Annotated in this window: 12 protein-coding genes and 1 pseudogene; 12 read left to right on the top strand and 1 reads right to left on the bottom strand. The window is 69.1% G+C overall.

Translation table 11 applies throughout. From position 1 onward, the window contains the following. Positions 1 to 43 precede the first annotated feature (43 nt). From AX750_RS25675 to AX750_RS19685, 5 genes are all read left to right on the top strand, one after another. Positions 44 to 1,021, top strand: coding sequence for a hemolysin family protein (locus AX750_RS25675; protein WP_067993955.1), 978 nt, complete (start codon positions 44 to 46; stop codon positions 1,019 to 1,021). Then, entirely contained in the window at positions 1,021 to 2,616 is a 1,596-nt protein-coding gene (gene lnt, locus AX750_RS19700) for an apolipoprotein N-acyltransferase (RefSeq protein WP_082737612.1), read from the top strand. The genes AX750_RS25675 and lnt overlap by 1 nt, the downstream gene beginning before the upstream one ends. Positions 2,617 to 2,737: 121 nt before the next feature. Continuing rightward, entirely contained in the window at positions 2,738 to 3,151 is a 414-nt protein-coding gene (locus tag AX750_RS19695; protein ID WP_066734868.1) for a helix-turn-helix transcriptional regulator, read from the top strand. A 163-nt stretch (positions 3,152 to 3,314) separates the two neighbouring features. Continuing rightward, the gene (metK, locus tag AX750_RS19690) at positions 3,315 to 4,523 is read left to right on the top strand and encodes a methionine adenosyltransferase (RefSeq protein ID WP_066734866.1); all 1,209 of its coding nucleotides are present in this window, start codon (positions 3,315 to 3,317) and stop codon (positions 4,521 to 4,523) included. A 109-nt stretch (positions 4,524 to 4,632) separates the two neighbouring features. Next, complete coding sequence (locus AX750_RS19685) at positions 4,633 to 5,325, top strand: tRNA (guanine(46)-N(7))-methyltransferase TrmB (protein WP_066734864.1); 693 nt, start codon at positions 4,633 to 4,635, stop codon at positions 5,323 to 5,325. On the opposite strand, the gene AX750_RS19680 is transcribed toward AX750_RS19685, so the two are convergent. Further along, positions 5,300 to 6,388 carry a DUF2336 domain-containing protein gene (locus AX750_RS19680; RefSeq protein ID WP_197431964.1) on the bottom strand — a complete coding sequence of 363 codons (1,089 nt, stop codon included), beginning with the start codon at positions 6,386 to 6,388 and terminating at the stop codon, positions 5,300 to 5,302. The two genes, AX750_RS19685 and AX750_RS19680, sit on opposite strands and share 26 nt — an antisense overlap. A 342-nt stretch (positions 6,389 to 6,730) precedes the next feature. On the opposite strand from AX750_RS19680, the gene rimP reads away from it, so the two are divergent. The 7 genes and pseudogenes from rimP to AX750_RS19645 form a co-directional block, all read left to right on the top strand. Then, positions 6,731 to 7,417: a ribosome maturation factor RimP gene (gene rimP / locus AX750_RS19675; RefSeq protein WP_082737613.1), complete on the top strand. Its 687-nt coding sequence runs from the start codon at positions 6,731 to 6,733 to the stop codon at positions 7,415 to 7,417. A gap of 5 nt (positions 7,418 to 7,422) precedes the next feature. Further along, complete coding sequence (gene nusA, locus AX750_RS19670; protein ID WP_066734860.1) at positions 7,423 to 9,015, top strand: transcription termination factor NusA; 1,593 nt, start codon at positions 7,423 to 7,425, stop codon at positions 9,013 to 9,015. 14 nt (positions 9,016 to 9,029) lie between these two features. Next, complete coding sequence (locus AX750_RS19665; protein ID WP_082733131.1) at positions 9,030 to 9,803, top strand: RNA-binding protein; 774 nt, start codon at positions 9,030 to 9,032, stop codon at positions 9,801 to 9,803. Next, a complete protein-coding gene (gene infB, locus AX750_RS19660; protein WP_066734858.1) occupies positions 9,800 to 12,640 on the top strand; it encodes a translation initiation factor IF-2 in 2,841 nt (946 codons plus the stop codon). The genes AX750_RS19665 and infB overlap by 4 nt, the downstream gene beginning before the upstream one ends. 97 nt (positions 12,641 to 12,737) lie before the next feature. Beyond that, entirely contained in the window at positions 12,738 to 13,166 is a 429-nt protein-coding gene (gene rbfA, locus AX750_RS19655; protein ID WP_066734856.1) for a 30S ribosome-binding factor RbfA, read from the top strand. After that, complete coding sequence (gene truB, locus AX750_RS19650) at positions 13,159 to 14,106, top strand: tRNA pseudouridine(55) synthase TruB (RefSeq protein ID WP_066734854.1); 948 nt, start codon at positions 13,159 to 13,161, stop codon at positions 14,104 to 14,106. The genes rbfA and truB overlap by 8 nt, the downstream gene beginning before the upstream one ends. A 158-nt stretch (positions 14,107 to 14,264) precedes the next feature. Further along, a pseudogene (locus tag AX750_RS19645) lies at positions 14,265 to 15,597 on the top strand (hypothetical protein); the annotation flags it as partial.

Here is a 15,597-nt window from a genome sequence, read left to right as displayed (position 1 = left end):
CTTCACCCGCGCCTGTTCCCACCCCGGACCGACCCTCACGATCATGAGCGACGACAGTCGACAGACCCAGCCCGAAGCCGCCGGACGCGGCCTCACCCATTGGCTCAGCCATTTTCTGGACAGGCTCGGCCTGCGTGGCGGCGGAACCATCCGCGAGGAGATCACCGAGGCACTGGCCCAGGGCAGCGGACAACTCGCCGATCTGAGCACGCAGGAGCGCGCCATGCTCTCCAATGTTCTCAGCCTGCGGGAGCGGCGCGTCGGCGACGTCATGATCCCGCGCGCCGACATCATCGCCGTGCCTGCGGATGCGACGCTGGACGAGTTGCTGGCGCTGTTTCGAACCGCCGGCCATTCCCGCCTGCCGGTCTTCGACGACTCGCTCGATGATCCCCGCGGTATGGTCCATATCCGCGACTTCCTCGAATTCATTGCCGGCCAGGCCAAGGCCGAGCCGAGCGCGGGGCTGTCCCAGCCGGCGCTCCACGATCTCGGCGCGGTCGATCTGACGATGACGCTGGCCGCCACCAAGATCATGCGGCCCGTCCTCTACGTCCCGCCCTCGATGCCAGCCGTCGAACTCCTGGTGCGGATGCAGACGACACGGACCCATATCGCCCTCGTGATCGACGAATATGGCGGCACGGACGGGCTCGTCACCATCGAGGATCTGATCGAGATCGTCGTCGGCGACATCGAGGACGAGCACGATCTCGAGGAGGCGCCCGCCATCACGCCCGATGGCGAGGGGCGCTACAGCGCCGACGCCCGCGCCACGCTGGACGAACTGCGCGAGGCCACCGGGATCGACCTGTCGCAGAACCCGATCGCGGAGGAGGTCGACACCGTGGGCGGGCTGATCGTGACGCTGGCCGGGCACGTTCCTGAACAGGGTGAAACGATCGAGGGGCCCGAAGGGCTGATCTTCGAGGTGCTCGAAGCCGATAGCCGCCGGGTCAAGCGCCTCAGCATCCACCGCCGCCCGGCCGGCGAGGACACAAGCGCGGCGGAAACGGTCTGATGCGGTTAGCGTCTCTGGCCGACGGCGTCATTCTCGCCTGGGGATGGCGCAGGCGAGCGATCGCCTGTCTCGCCGGCGCCAGCGGCGCGCTGGCCCTGCCCCCGCTCGATCTCTGGCCGCTGATCGTCGTGCCGATGACCGCAGCCGTCTGGCTGGTCGATGGATCGGTCGGCGGGAGCGTTCTCGCCCGCTTCCGTGCGGCCGCCGCCGCAGGCTGGTGGTGGGGCTTCGGCTTCTTTCTGGCCGGGCTGTGGTGGCTGGGTGCGGCCTTCCTCGTGGAGGCCGACAAATTCGCCTGGGCGATGCCGCTGGGCGTCGTGGCACTGCCGGCGCTGCTGGCGTTCTTCCCCGCACTCGGCTTCGGCTGCGCGCGGCTGCTCTGGTCGACCGGCGCCGGCCGCATCCTCGTTCTGGCGGTCATGCTCTCGCTCAGCGAATGGCTGCGCGGCCATGTGCTGACGGGCTTTCCCTGGAACGTCTACGGCATGATGCTCGCCGGCCAGGCGCAGATCGCGCAGGCCGCCTCCCTCGTCGGGCTCTACGGGCTGACGCTGCTGGCGGTCGCGATCGGGGCGGCGCCGGCGACGCTCGGCACGTCGGAGGGCGCGTTCGCGCGCTGGCGGATGCCGGTGCTGGCGCTTCTGGCCGTCGCCGGCCTCTTCGGCTTCGGCCTCTGGCGTGTCCCTGCCGATCCGGTGCCGCTGGTCGCCGGCGTCAAGCTGCGGCTGATGCAGCCGAACCTGCCGCAGGACGCCAAGTTCAACGCCCGCAATGGCGAAGCGATCCTGAACCAGTATCTGACGCTCAGCGACCGGGCGACGAGCCCGAGCACGCCCGGCGTCCAGGCCGTGACCCATCTGATCTGGCCGGAATCGGCCTTCCCCTTCCTGCTCGGACGGACCCCGCAGGCGCTGGCGCGGATCGCCGCCCTGCTGCCGCCCAACACCACGCTGATCACCGGCGCCGCGCGGGCCGGCGAGGTGCTGCCGGGCGAGAGCCGGCCACCGATCTTCAATTCGATCCAGGTCGTCGACGACGAGGGCGCGATCGTCTCGAGCTACGACAAGGTCCATCTGGTGCCGTTCGGCGAGTATCTGCCGGCGTTTCTCGAGCGGCTGATCCGCAGCGTCGGGCTCTCGGAGTTCGTGTCCGTGCCGGGCGGTTTCGCCGCCGGAACGCGCCGTCTGCCGCTGACGATCCGCGGCCTGCCGCCGGCCGCGCCGCTGATCTGCTACGAGGTGGTGTTCCCGGGCGAAGCCATGCCACAGGGGCCGCGTCCCGGCTTCCTGCTCAACCTGACCAATGACGGCTGGTTCGGGCAGACGAGCGGGCCCTACCAGCATTTCGCCCAAGCGCGGCTGCGCGCGATCGAGGAGGGGCTGCCTCTCGTGCGCGTCGCCAACACCGGCATCTCGGCGGTGACCGACGGCTATGGCCGGACGCTGGCGAGCCTGCCTCTCGGACGCGAGGGCGTGCTGGATGTCGGGCTGCCGCGCGCCGGCCCGGCCACGCTCTACGGCCGCATCGCGGACTGGGCCTATGTCGCCCTTTTGGCTGGCTTCTTGCTGCTGGCGCGAATGCTGCCCCGTGACTAATCCCATTTGGAACTTGTAAACCGAGGGGATAGGGTGCCGACCTCCACCGCCTCAAACCAATTGACTATGCTGCCGCCGGAACCCATGCATCCGAGCCAGCGCGAAGAGCCAAGGCAAACCTATGTTAAAAAAAGTCCCCAACCCGATCGACCGCCATGTCGGCAGTCGCGTGCGGATGCAGCGCATGCTCGCGGGCGTTAGCCAGGAAAAGCTCGGCGATGCGCTGGGGCTGACCTTCCAGCAGGTCCAGAAATACGAAAAGGGTTCGAACCGGATCAGCGCCAGCCGGCTCCAGCAGATCGCCAAGATGCTCGACGTGCCGGTGTCGTTCTTCTTCGAGGGCGCTCCGACCGGCGACATGCCGACCGGGGGGTTCTCCGATTCAGCCGCGAATGCCTATGTCTCGGACTTCATGTCGAGCAGCGAAGGCGTGCAACTGACGAAGGCCTTCGTGCGGATCAAGAGCGCCAAGGTCCGGCGCCGCATCATCGACCTTGTCGAGACCCTCGCCGAAGAAGAGCCAGAAAACACCTGAAAACGAGCCCTGATCGTTCGCCCTGTCGAACGATTCTCCCGGTAAACGGTTCGGCGTGCTTGACGCCGAACACGTCCGCTGCAAAGAGGTTGGCCGTTTTTCGTCGGCCGGCTCTGGTCCCAGGGCCGGCCTCCTGCCATCGCTGACCAAGGGTTGTCCCACCGTGTCACGCCAGAATTACCTGTTCACCAGCGAATCCGTCGGCGAGGGCCATCCCGACAAGATCTGCGACCGTATTTCCGACGAGGTCGTGGACCTGTTCTTCAAGGAAGCCGCCAAGGCGGGGATGGACGCCGCGCAGGTGCGCGTCGCCTGCGAGACGCTGGCCACGACCAATCGCGTCGTCATCGCCGGCGAGGTCCGCACCTCGCTCGACGAGAAGGCGATGAAGAGCAAGGTCAAGTCGGCCGCCCGCCGCGCGATCAAGGCGATCGGCTACGAGCAGGACGGCTTCCACTGGAAGAAGTGCAAGATCGACGTGCTGCTGCACGCCCAGTCCGCCGACATCGCCCAGGGCGTCGACGCCTCCGGCAACAAGGATGAAGGCGCGGGCGACCAGGGCATCATGTTCGGCTATGCCTGCCGCGAGACGCCCGAGCTGATGCCGGCGCCGATCTATTATTCGCACAAGATCCTCGAGGTGCTGGCCAAGGCCCGGCACGCCAAGGAAGGCGGCGCCGCCAAGCTCGGCCCCGACGCCAAGAGCCAGGTCACGGTCAAGTACGAGAACGGCAAGCCGGTCGGCGTGACGCAGATCGTGCTCTCGACCCAGCACACCGATGCGAGCCTGTCCTCGGCCGATGTCCGCAAGATCGTCGAGCCCTACATCCGCTCGACCCTGCCCGAGGGCTGGATCTCGAAGGACACCGTCTGGCACGTCAACCCGACCGGCAAGTTCGTCATCGGCGGCCCGGACGGCGACGCCGGCCTGACCGGCCGCAAGATCATCGTCGACACCTATGGCGGCGCGGCGCCCCATGGCGGCGGCGCCTTCTCGGGGAAGGACCCGACCAAGGTCGACCGTTCGGCGGCCTATGCGGCGCGCTATCTCGCCAAGAACGTGGTCGCGGCCAAGCTCGCCGAGCGTTGCACGATCCAGCTCTCCTACGCCATCGGCGTCGCCAAGCCGCTGTCGATCTATGTCGACCTGCACGGCACCGGCAAGGTCGACGAGGCCAAGCTGGAGAAGGTCCTGGGCGAGGTCATGGACCTGACCCCGCGCGGCATCCGCACCCATCTCCAGCTCAACAAGCCGATCTACGCCAAGTCGGCAGCTTATGGCCATTTCGGCCGCAAGGCCGGCCGCGACGGCAGCTTCTCCTGGGAGAAGACCGATCTGGTCGACGCGCTGAAGAAGGCCGTCGCCGCCTGACGCAGACGCAGCCGACCATTCGATCGGGCCGGAGCATGTCGCTCCGGCCCTTTTTGTTTGCTAGGCACGCCGTTCGACCGCCACGCCATCCAGCCAGAAGACCGTCCCGATGACCCATGACCACGATCCCGACCGCGCCTTTTTCGGCCGGCGCAAGGGCAAGGCCCTGCGCGAGGGCCAGAGCGTGATGATCGACACGGCGCTGCCGCGGCTGCGCCTGCCGGAGGGCGAGATCGCCGACCTCAAGGCGCTGTTTCCGCGGCCGGTCGAGGCGGTGCGGCTCGAGATCGGCTTCGGCGGCGGCGAGCATCTGTTGATGCGCATGCGCGAGAGCCCGCAGATCGGCTTCATCGGCGTGGAGCCCTTCATCAATGGCATGGCCAAGTTCCTGGCCGTGATCGAACGCGAGCGCCTGGACAACATCCGCATCTGGGACGGCGACGCGGCGCTGCTCCTGCCGCGTCTGCCGGCGGGCTCGCTCGATGCGATCGACCTTCTCTATCCCGATCCCTGGCCGAAGCGGCGCCAGCGCAAGCGCCGTTTCGTCTCCGACCGCACGCTGACGCTGTTGGCGCGGACGCTGCGTCCGGGCGGACGCTTCCGCTTCGCCAGCGACATCGACGACTATGTCGGCTGGACGCTGGCGCGGCTGGCCCGCTCGCCCGATTTCGACTGGACCGACGAACGGGCCGAGGACTGGCGCCAGCCTTATCCCGGCTGGATCCGCACCCGCTACGAGGCCAAGGCGGTCGCGGCGGGGCGGGTATCGAGCTATCTCACTGCTGTGCGTCGCGCATCCTGAGGAAGCCGAGGACGCGCTGCGCCGTCGGCTGGGCGATGGTGCGGAAATGCTGCCGTGCCCGCTCGATGGCGGCTTCCGACTTGCCGAAATCCTTGCGCAGGCCGATCAGCGCCGCGGCCGTCTCCCAGGACCAGCCGAGCCCCCTCGCGACCAGCAGCACCGCGTCGCGGTCCGGCCCCAGCACGGCCTGCTCGGCCGCCGGCAGGCTCAGCTCGGCCAGCACCGCGACGGCACAGATCGCGTATTCGGTGGCGCCCGAGCTGGCGAAGCGGACGATTGCGGCTTCGTCGAGCTGGTTGGCGTCGCGGAGGCGGTTGATTTCGACCAGCGCCTCGTTGGCGGCCCCCAGATCGCTCTTGATCTGCGCGTCCGCGGCCACGGCGAGCGCGCCGCGCTCGACGGCATCCCCGACGACCTCAGCCATGTCAGGATCGAGCCCGGCCGACAGCCGACGCCGCGCCGAGTTCTTCGCCGCCGCCATGAGCTGGCTAGCGAGTTCGGCCGGCAGATCCTTGCGTTCGCCGAGCGCGGACTGCAGCGCATCGTCCTGATTGGCCCGCATGACGAGGACGCCCATGCCGTGATGGGAGAAGCGCGCGCCCGGATTGGCGGCGATGGCGTGGGTCACCAGGCGGCCGCCGCGCAGGATCAGGAAATCCGTCACGGGCTCGCCGAGCGCGGCGCGCTCGGTGATGGCGAGCATGTGATCGCGCCCCTTCGCCGCGGAGATGGCGACGAGGTCTTGATCGGTCAGGCGGGGCGAGGCGACGAGGACGGGCCGGGCGACGGCGATCTCGTCGAGCGCCAGCTGGCGCACCACGCCGGCCGGTGCATTGGGCACGGGCGCCAACCGTTCAGAGAGTTCGATGCGGGCCCTGAGTTCGATCGCGCGCGAAAGGCGGCCGATCACGACATCGAAAATGCCGACCTGGTCCTCGTCCATGACCGCGGCGGTGCTGAGGAAGAGGTCGGTCAGACGCGACAGGATCTGCGTGCGCTCGTCGGCGGAGCCGCGCACCATCGTCGTCTCGAGATCGCGCAACAGCGAACTGACAGAACTCATACTCATCCCCAAGCAACGCGCAGCGGCATCACCATGACGCAGAAGGATGACCAGCGGGTTAGCGGAATGCCGCACCGGACTTTGCGGGGCTCCCCTGCCGGAGAGGACGCTTGCCAGCGGGGCCGATGCAGACTAAATAGGCGCCAACAGCTCTGGTTTCGGTATCAGCCGATGATCAAGAGCGGGCCGGAAGGTCCGCTCTTTTTTGTTGGCCGCAGCCCAGCCGGGGCCGAGCATGACGCCGATGGCCGGCGGCCCCCGCGCGGCCGCTCCCGGCGCTCCATGCACCATCCTTCGGTCGAAGCCGGGCGCCAGCCCGGCCGAGAGGCAGGCAGCCAGGGCATGAACGAGCCGAACGCCAGCGAACAGGACAACGACCCCCGCCTCGTCGTCGAGAGCGGCGTGGCCGCGCGCGTCGCCGCGATCATCGAGCCCGCCATCGTCGATCTCGGATACCGGCTGGTGCGGGTTCGCGTGACCGGCCAGAACGGCTGCACCGTGCAGATCATGGCCGAGCGGCCGGACGGCACGATGAATGTCGAGGGTTGCGAGGAGGTCAGCCAGGCCGTCTCGCCGGCGCTCGATGTCGACGACCCGATCCAGGTCGCCTACCATCTCGAAGTGTCGTCGCCCGGCATCGACCGGCCGCTCGTCCGCGCCGGCGACTTCGCGCGCTGGGCCGGCCATCTCGCGAAGATCGACACCGAGGCCCCCGTGGCTGGCCGCAAGCGCTTCCGGGGCATCCTGCTCGGAGTCGAGGGCGGCAACGCTCTGCTCGCCCGCGACGACGCCAAGACCGAGGAGGAGCGCCATGTCGCGATTCCGATGGGGCTGATCGCCGATGCAAGGCTGGTGCTGACCGATGCGCTGGTGACCGAGTCGCTGCGCCGCGGCAAGGCCGGGCTGCCGCCCGCGATGCCGCCCGCGGAGGATATCGCCGCGCCGCCCAAGGGACGCAAGAAGTCGCTGGGCCCGCGGCCCGACAAGATTCGCGGACAGACTCCGCCCGACACAACCGAAGAGGAGTGAGCGCCATGGTGGTCGCAGCCAACAGGCTCGAATGGCTTCAGATCGCGGACGCCGTCGCCCGCGAGAAATCGATCGACCGGCAGATCGTGCTGGACGCGATGGAGGACGCCATCGCCCGCGCCGCCCGCTCGCGCTACGGCGCCGAGACCGACGTCCATGCCGAGATCAGCACCAAGACCGGTGAGCTGCGCCTGGCGCGCCATCTCCAGGTGGTCGACAGCGTCGAGAATCCGGCCGTCGAGATCACCGTCGACGAGGCCAAGCGCCACAACCCGGCCGCCCAGGTCGGCGACGTGATCGCCGATCCGCTGCCGCCCTTCGATTTCGGCCGCATCGCCGCCCAGGCCGCCAAGCAGGTCATCGTGCAGAAGGTCCGCGAGGCCGAGCGCGATCGCCAGTACGACGAGTACAAGGACCGCATCGGCGAGATCGTCAACGGCGCCGTCAAGCGCGTCGAATACGGCAACGTCTTCGTCGATCTCGGCCGCGGCGAGGCGATCATCCGCCGCGACGAGATGATCCCGCGCGAGACCTTCAAGGTCGGCGACCGCGCCCGCGCCTATGTCTACGACGTGCGCCGCGAGCCGCGCGGGCCGCAGATCTTCCTCTCCCGTACCCATCCGCAGTTCATGGCCAAGCTCTTCGGCCAGGAAGTGCCGGAGATCTATGACGGCATCGTCGAAGTGAAGGCGGTGGCCCGTGATCCGGGTTCGCGCGCCAAGATCGCCGTGATCAGCCGCGATTCCTCGATCGACCCCGTCGGCGCCTGCGTCGGCATGCGCGGTTCGCGCGTGCAGGCCGTGGTCGGCGAGCTCCAGGGCGAGAAGATCGACATCATTCCGTGGTCGCCCGACGTCGCGACCTTCGTCGTCAACGCGCTGCAGCCGGCGGAAGTCGCCAAGGTCGTGCTCGACGAAGAGGCGGACAAGATCGAGGTCGTGGTGCCCGACGAGCAGCTCTCCCTCGCGATCGGCCGCCGTGGCCAGAACGTTCGCCTGGCTTCGCAGCTCACAGGGTGGGACATCGACATCCTGACCGAGGCCGAGGAATCCGAGCGGCGCCAGAAGGAGTTCGTCACCCGCACCGACATCTTCATGAACGCGCTGAACGTCGACGAGACGGTCGGCCAGCTGCTGGCCTCGGAAGGCTTCCGGACGGTCGAGGAGGTCGCCTATGTCGATCCCTCCGAGCTCGCCTCGATCGAGGGCTTCGACGAGGAGACCGGCGCCGAGATCCAGTCCCGCGCGCAGGAGTATCTGGCCGCGGTCGAGGCCGAGTTCGACGAGAAGCGCCGGGCGCTGGGCGTCGAAGACGGGCTGCGCGAGGTCGCCGGCATCACCACCGCGATGATGGTCGCGCTGGGCGAGAACGACGTGAAGTCGGTCGAGGATCTCGCCGGCTGCGCCACCGACGATCTCGTCGGCTGGACCGAGCGCAAGGACGGCGAGACCACCCGCCACTCCGGCTATCTCGACGGCTTTGACCTCTCGCGTCAGGACGCCGAGGCCATCATCATGGCCGCCCGCATCCAGGCCGGCTGGGTCGAGGCTCCGGCGGAGGAAGCCGAGGACACCACCGAGGCAACAGCCGAGGCCTGAGCCGGGAGCGCGCCATGAACGCGGCTGCGGCGCGCGGTCCGCGCGAAACGCCCCAGGCCCGTCGCGACGGGCCGGAGCGCAGCTGCGTCGTGACGCGGGCGGTCAAGTCGCCGGACGATCTGATCCGCTTCGTCGTCGGCCCCGATGGCGTGCTGGTGCCGGATCTGCGGCGCAAGCTGCCGGGGCGCGGCGTCTGGGCCAGCCTCAGCGCCGCGACCGTCGCCGAGGCGATCAAGCGCCGCGCCTTCGAACGCTCGCTGAAGACCAAGGTCGTCGTGCCGCCCGATTTGGCTGCGACGATCGACCGGTTGATGCACAAGGACGCGCTGCAGGCGCTGGCCATGGCCAACAAGGCCGGGCTCGTGCAGGCGGGGTTCGCCAAGGTCGAGGCGATGATCGGCTCCGGCCAGTGCGCCGGCGTGATCGAGGCACAGGACGGCGCCGAGGATGGGCGTCGCAAGATCGGCCAGGCGCTCCGCCGGGCCGAAGTCGCCCGCGAAGAGGCCGGTCTGAAGGCGCGAAAGCTGCCTGTCGTGGCAATTTTCGCGAGCGAAGATTTGGAATTGGCGTTAGGCCGCCCACATGTGATACATGCGGCGCTTGCTCCGGGACCGGCGGCGGAGGGTTTCCTCTCCCGCTGGCGTCGGCTCGTTCGCTATCGGACGGGCGATGCCGGCGCAACCGACCCGGATAAGCCGACCGGTGCCAACCCCGCAGGCGACGATTCCGTAGACCAACGAACGACCGAACCGGCTGGACCGAACGCGGCAGGACCGAGCACAGAATGAGCGATACCAAGACCCCGGGCGACAAGACCTTGACCGTCAGCCCCCCGAAGACCCTGAGCCTGAAGCGTCCCGTCGAGCAGAGCACTGTCCGGCAGAGCTTCTCGCATGGGCGGTCGAAGCAGGTGGTCGTCGAGGTCAAGCGGCGTGTCGCCGGCCCGGACGCCAAGGAGGCCCCCGCGCCGCGTCCCGCCGCGCCGCCGGTGCAGCAGGCCGCTCCGCGTCCGGCTCCGGCCGCGCCGACGCCGCCGGCCCGGCCCGCCTCCGGCATGCTGCTGCGCACCCTTTCAGAGGACGAGAAGGAAGCGCGCCAGCGCGCCCTCGCCGACTCCCGCGATCGTGAGGCTGAAGCCCGCCGCATCGCCGAGGAGGAGGCCCGCGCCCGGGCTCTCGCCGCGGAGCGTGAACGCCAGGAGCGCGAAGCCGCGGCTGCGCGCCAGCGCGAAGAGGAAGAGCGCCGCCGCCAGGAGGAAGACCGCAAGCGCCGCGCCGAAAGCGCCGCCCGCCAGCGGATGGACGAGCCGCAGGCTCCGCGTGCGCCGCAGCCGCCGCGCGATGTCGCGCCCGCGGCTCCCTCGCAGGCGCCGTCCTCTCCGCCGCCCGCCGCTGCCGGCTATGCGCCGCGCCCGGCCGCCGCAGGCCCGCGACCCGATTTCGCGCCCCGTGCCCCGATGCGGGATGTCGGCGCGCGTCCGCCCCGGCTCGATTCCCGTCCGCCGCGTCTCGACACGCCGCGCCCCCCGCGCGTCGATGCCACGGCTCCGGCAGAGCCCGCCATCACCCGTCCGACGCGTCAGGCGCCGTCTGCCGCCACCCCGCGCAGCCGTCCCGATGATGGCGAGGCGAGGCCCGCTTTCCGCCGCCCCGGCGGTGGTGCGGGCGGCCCGCCGCGAGGCGCCCCGGCTCCGGCTCCGAAGACTCCCAAGGTCGGCGAAAAGCCGCGCGGCCGCCTGACGCTGTCGACCGCGACCGGCGGTGACGACGAGCGCACGCGTTCGGTCGCCGCCTTCCGCCGCCGCGTCCAGCGCATGACCGGGCACCGCGCCTCGGACGTCGCGAAGGAGCGCGTGATGCGCGAGGTGATCATCCCCGAGACGATCACCATCCAGGAACTCGCCAACCGCATGACCGAGCGGGGCGTCGACGTCATCCGCCTGCTGATGAAGCAGGGCGCGATGCACAAGATCACCGACGTGATCGACGCCGACACCGCCCAGCTCGTCGCCGAGGAAATGGGCCACACCGTCAAGCGCGTGGCGGAATCGGACGTGGAAGAGGGCCTGTTCGACACGCCCGACACGGACGAGACGCTGCTGCCGCGCCCGGCCGTCGTGACCATCATGGGCCATGTCGACCACGGCAAGACCTCGCTGCTCGACGCGATCCGCCAGACGCATGTTGTCTCGGGCGAGGCGGGTGGCATCACCCAGCATATCGGCGCCTATCAGGTGACGACGCCCTCGGGTGCGAAGGTGACCTTCATCGACACGCCCGGCCACGCCGCCTTCACGGCGATGCGCGCCCGCGGCGCCAAGGTCACCGACGTGGTCGTGCTGGTCGTGGCGGCCGATGACGGCGTGATGCCGCAGACGGTCGAGGCGATCAACCACGCCAAGGCCGCTGGCGTGCCGCTGATCGTGGCGATCAACAAGATCGACAAGTCCGACGCCAGCCCCGAGCGGGTCCGCGCCGAGCTGCTGCAATACGAGATTCAGGTCGAGTCGCTGGGCGGCGAGACGCTCGAAATCGAGGTTTCGGCCAAGACCGGCAAGAATCTCGACAAGCTGCTCGAGGCGATCGCGCTGCAGGCCGAACTGCTCGAGCTCAAGGCCAACCCCGAGCGGGCAGCCGAAGGTACCGTCATCGAGGCCAAGCTCGATCGCGGCCGCGGCCCGGTGGCGACCGTGCTCGTCCAGCGCGGCACGCTGCGCACCGGCGACATCGTCGTAGCCGGCTCCGAATGGGGCCGCGTGCGCGCCCTGATCGGCGACACGGGCGCCCAGATGAAGGAGGCTCCGCCCTCCATGCCGGTCGAGGTGCTCGGCTTCAACGGCACGCCGGAAGCCGGCGACCGCGTCGCGGTGGTCGATTCCGAAGCCCGCGCCCGCGAGATCACGGATTATCGCGAGCGTCAGCGTCGCGACCGTCTCGCCGCGCGCGGTGCTGCGTCGGGCGCCGGCCGCTCGCTCGCCGAGATGATGCGCGAGCTCAAGGAAGGCGCCGGCCGCAAGGAGTTCCCGCTCGTCATCAAGGGCGACGTCCAGGGTTCGGTCGAGGCCATCGTCGGCTCGCTGGAGAAGGTCGGCAACGAGGAGGTGCGCGCCCGCGTGCTGTCCTCCGGTGTCGGCGCCATCACCGAATCCGACGTCACGCTGGCCCAGGCCTCCGGCGCGGTGGTGATCGGCTTCAATGTCCGTGCGCATAAGGAAGCGCGCGAGGCGGCGGAGCGCACCGGCGTCGAGATCCGCTACTACAACATCATCTACAACCTGATGGATGATGTGAAGGACGCGATGTCGGGCCTGCTGGCACCGACGCTGCGCGAGACCATGCTCGGCAACGCGCAGATCCTCGAGATCTTCAACGTCTCGAAGGTCGGCAAGATCGCCGGCTGCCGCGTCACCGACGGCACGATCGAGCGCGGCGCCAATGTCCGCCTGATCCGCGACAACGTCGTGGTTCACGAGGGCAAGCTCGCCCAGCTCAAGCGTTTCAAGGACGACGCCAAGGAAGTCGTGGCGGGCCAGGAGTGCGGCATGTCCTTCGAGAACTACCAGGATATGCGCCCGGGCGACGTCATCGAGTGCTACCGCGTCGAGGAGATCAAGCGCACGCTCTGAGGCGTCCGCTTCGACCCAGGCTGATCATGGCCGGGCTTGCCCGGCCATGATGCTTTTATCGACCGTCCGTCCGGTCCGATCCCGGAGAACGAGAATCATGGCAAGACCCGCAAAACCCTCCGGCCCCAACCAGCGCCAGCTGCGCATCGGCGAAGTCATCCGCCACGCGCTGGCGGAGCTTTTGTCGCGCGGCGATATCCATGACGAGGTGCTGGCCCGGCACGTCATCACGGTCCCGGAGGTGCGCCTCTCGTCCGACCTCAAGCTCGCGACCTGCTACATCATGCCCCTCGGCGGCGGCGACGTGAAACCGGTGCTGAAGGCGCTCAACGACCACAAGCGCTATATCCGCGGCGAGATCGCGCATCGTGTGAACCTGAAATTCGCGCCCGATATCCGCTTCCTGGCGGATGAGAGCTTCGCCGAGGCCGAGCGCGTCGATGCGATCCTGTATTCCGACAAGGTGCGTCAGGACATCCTGAAGCAGCCGCTGCGCATCCAGACCGACGAGCAGGACGATGACTGAACCGGCCGCACCGGATCTCCTCGAACCCCAGGGTCAGAGCTTCGCGCCGCGTCCGAAGAAGCGCGACGTGCATGGCTGGGTCGTGCTCGACAAACCCGTCGGCATGACCTCGACGCATGCGGTGGCGGTGGTCAAGCGGGCTTTCGCGGCCAAGAAGGCCGGCCATGCCGGCACGCTCGATCCGCTCGCCTCGGGCCTGCTGCCGATCGCGCTCGGCGAAGCCACCAAGACCGTTCCCTTCGTGATGGACGGCCGCAAGGCCTATGAGTTCACGGTGGCCTGGGGCAGCCAGACCGACACCGACGACACCGAGGGCAAGGTCATCGCGACATCCGAGGCGCGCCCCGAGGAGGCCGCCATCGCGGCTCTGCTGCCACGCTTCACCGGCACGATCAGCCAGGTACCGCCGCGCTTCTCGGCCATCAAGATCGCTGGCGAGCGCGCCTACGATCTCGCCCGCGACGGCGAGGAGGTCGTGCTCGAGGCGCGACCGGTCGAGATCGACGCGCTGCGCATCGTCTCCCATTCAGCGGAGACGACGACCTTCGAGGCGGAATGCGGGAAGGGCACCTATGTGCGCGCCATCGCCCGCGATCTCGGTCTGGCGCTCGGCTGCCTCGGCCATGTCGCGCATCTGCGGCGCACACGGGTCGGCCCCTTCGGCATCGCCGACGCGACCTCCGTCGACGCGTTGCGCGAGAGCGCGGACAGCGCTGCCGGCGCCCTGCGGCCGGTGATGGCAGCATTGTCGCTGATCCCGGAGATCGCGATCAGCCGCGATGCGGCGATGCGGCTCAAGCGCGGACAGAGCGTATTGTTGCGTGGACGCGATGCGCTGCCGGCGAGCCCTGCGGTCTACGCCACCTGCGGCGGCGTGCTGATCGCCATTGGCGCGGTCGAGCAAGGCGAATTCGTGCCCCATCGCGTCTTCAATCTCTGATCGCGACGCCCCCAGAACCGCGATTCGAAAGCTCGCGTTAACGGCCGGGGGCCTATTTCTCGGACGACAACGCTCCGATTGGTGCGGGTCGAAGCCGTCTCAGAACGGCGCGACCTGCCAACCGGATTCGAGGCGGCGGCCGTCGGGGATTGAGCGCCATGCGCGTCACGCATTTTCTCATCTGCACCATCGCGGCCGGCGGCGCCGCCATCCTGGCGAGCGGCTATGTCGCCTACCAGCAGATGCAGGCCCTCTCGACGGCGCGGGAGACCCGCAGCCTCGTCGTCGCCTCCGAGGCGATCAGCCGGGTGATCGAGCGCGCGGCGATCGAGCGTGGCGGGATGACCCAGGTCATCCTCTCGGCCGATCCCGACGGCAAGATCGCCGCCACGGCCAAGCAGTCGGCCCAGGACACCGATGCGCGCGTCGCCCAGATGCAGCAGAGCGTCGCAGAAACGAGCTTCGGCAAGCGCTCGGAATTCGCCGGGCCGGTGGCGCAGATCGCGCCTCGCCTCACCGAGGCACGCCGGATCGCCATGGCGGAGGGCAGCAAGCCCCTGCAGCAGCGCGACCCCAAGGTCGCCCAGCAGTTCAGCGCGACGGTGCTCGAATTGCTCAACCAGCAGACCGCGCTGCAGCGCCAGATCGGCGCGCGGATCGGCGACATCAATCCCGAGGTCAGCAACACCGTCTCGCTCGGCGAGTTCGCCACGACGATCCGCGAGGCGGCCGGCAGCCGTTCGGTCCATTTCACCCAATATGTCGGCAGCGGCGTGAAACTGACGCCGGCGGCGACCTCGCAGGTCGACCGCTTCAGTGGCCGCATCGAACAGCTCTGGGTGCTGATCGACCAGGCGGTCGCCCAGATGGAGGTGACGCCCCAGCTCAAGGCGGCGCTCGCCACCGTGCAGACCGGCTTCCGCGAGGAGGAGGCCAAGACCTACCGCACCATGTATGAGGCGGCGCGCGACGGCACGCCGCCCGGCATGAGCCTGACCGACTGGCGCGCCTGGACGCAGAAGTCCCTCGCCACGATCCTCCAGATGCGCGACGCCGCCTTCAGCCAGGCCACGGCCGAGATCGATGCCGGCATCACCAAGGCAGGCTGGCAGCTGGCCCTATCGCTCGTGGCGATCCTCCTGGTGACGGGCACCGTCATCGGCATCGTGTGGCTCTTCCAGCGCGGCGTGGTCCGGCCGCTGGGGCAGCTCGCGGAGTCGGTCGGGCTGATGCTGTCCGGCGCTGACGATGCGCGGATCCCGTCCAAGGTCGGCATGGTCGAGGTCGATGCGATCAGCCATGCGCTGGGCGATTTCCAGGAAAACATCAAGCGCATCCGCGCGCTCGAGCAGCAGGAGCAGGCCGCGGCCGCGGCTCGCCTTGCCCGCGCCCAGTCGATGGAAGCTGTTGTCTCCGATGTCGGCGAGGTGGTCGCGGCTGCGGCCGCCGGCGATTTCTCGGCGCGGCTGCAGATCGACCAGGCCGACGCGC

The sequence above is a fragment of the Methylobacterium sp. CCH7-A2 genome, assembly GCF_001557075.1.
In the GTDB taxonomy this organism is placed as follows: domain Bacteria; phylum Pseudomonadota; class Alphaproteobacteria; order Rhizobiales; family Beijerinckiaceae; genus Allobosea; species Allobosea massiliensis.
This window is presented reverse-complemented; position numbering and strand designations above follow the sequence as displayed.

Excerpts from the sequence above, each read along its gene's own strand:
- AX750_RS25675 (WP_067993955.1), top strand. The coding sequence starts at position 44 with ATGAGCGACGACAGTCGACAGACCCAGCCCGAAGCCGCCGGACGCGGC.
- lnt (WP_082737612.1), top strand. The coding sequence starts at position 1,021 with ATGCGGTTAGCGTCTCTGGCCGACGGCGTCATTCTCGCCTGGGGATGG.
- AX750_RS19695 (WP_066734868.1), top strand. The coding sequence starts at position 2,738 with ATGTTAAAAAAAGTCCCCAACCCGATCGACCGCCATGTCGGCAGTCGC.
- AX750_RS19685 (WP_066734864.1), top strand. The coding sequence starts at position 4,633 with ATGACCCATGACCACGATCCCGACCGCGCCTTTTTCGGCCGGCGCAAG.
- AX750_RS19680 (WP_197431964.1), bottom strand. The coding sequence starts at position 6,388 with ATGAGTTCTGTCAGTTCGCTGTTGCGCGATCTCGAGACGACGATGGTG.
- rimP (WP_082737613.1), top strand. The coding sequence starts at position 6,731 with ATGAACGAGCCGAACGCCAGCGAACAGGACAACGACCCCCGCCTCGTC.
- nusA (WP_066734860.1), top strand. The coding sequence starts at position 7,423 with ATGGTGGTCGCAGCCAACAGGCTCGAATGGCTTCAGATCGCGGACGCC.
- AX750_RS19665 (WP_082733131.1), top strand. The coding sequence starts at position 9,030 with ATGAACGCGGCTGCGGCGCGCGGTCCGCGCGAAACGCCCCAGGCCCGT.
- infB (WP_066734858.1), top strand. The coding sequence starts at position 9,800 with ATGAGCGATACCAAGACCCCGGGCGACAAGACCTTGACCGTCAGCCCC.
- rbfA (WP_066734856.1), top strand. The coding sequence starts at position 12,738 with ATGGCAAGACCCGCAAAACCCTCCGGCCCCAACCAGCGCCAGCTGCGC.
- truB (WP_066734854.1), top strand. The coding sequence starts at position 13,159 with ATGACTGAACCGGCCGCACCGGATCTCCTCGAACCCCAGGGTCAGAGC.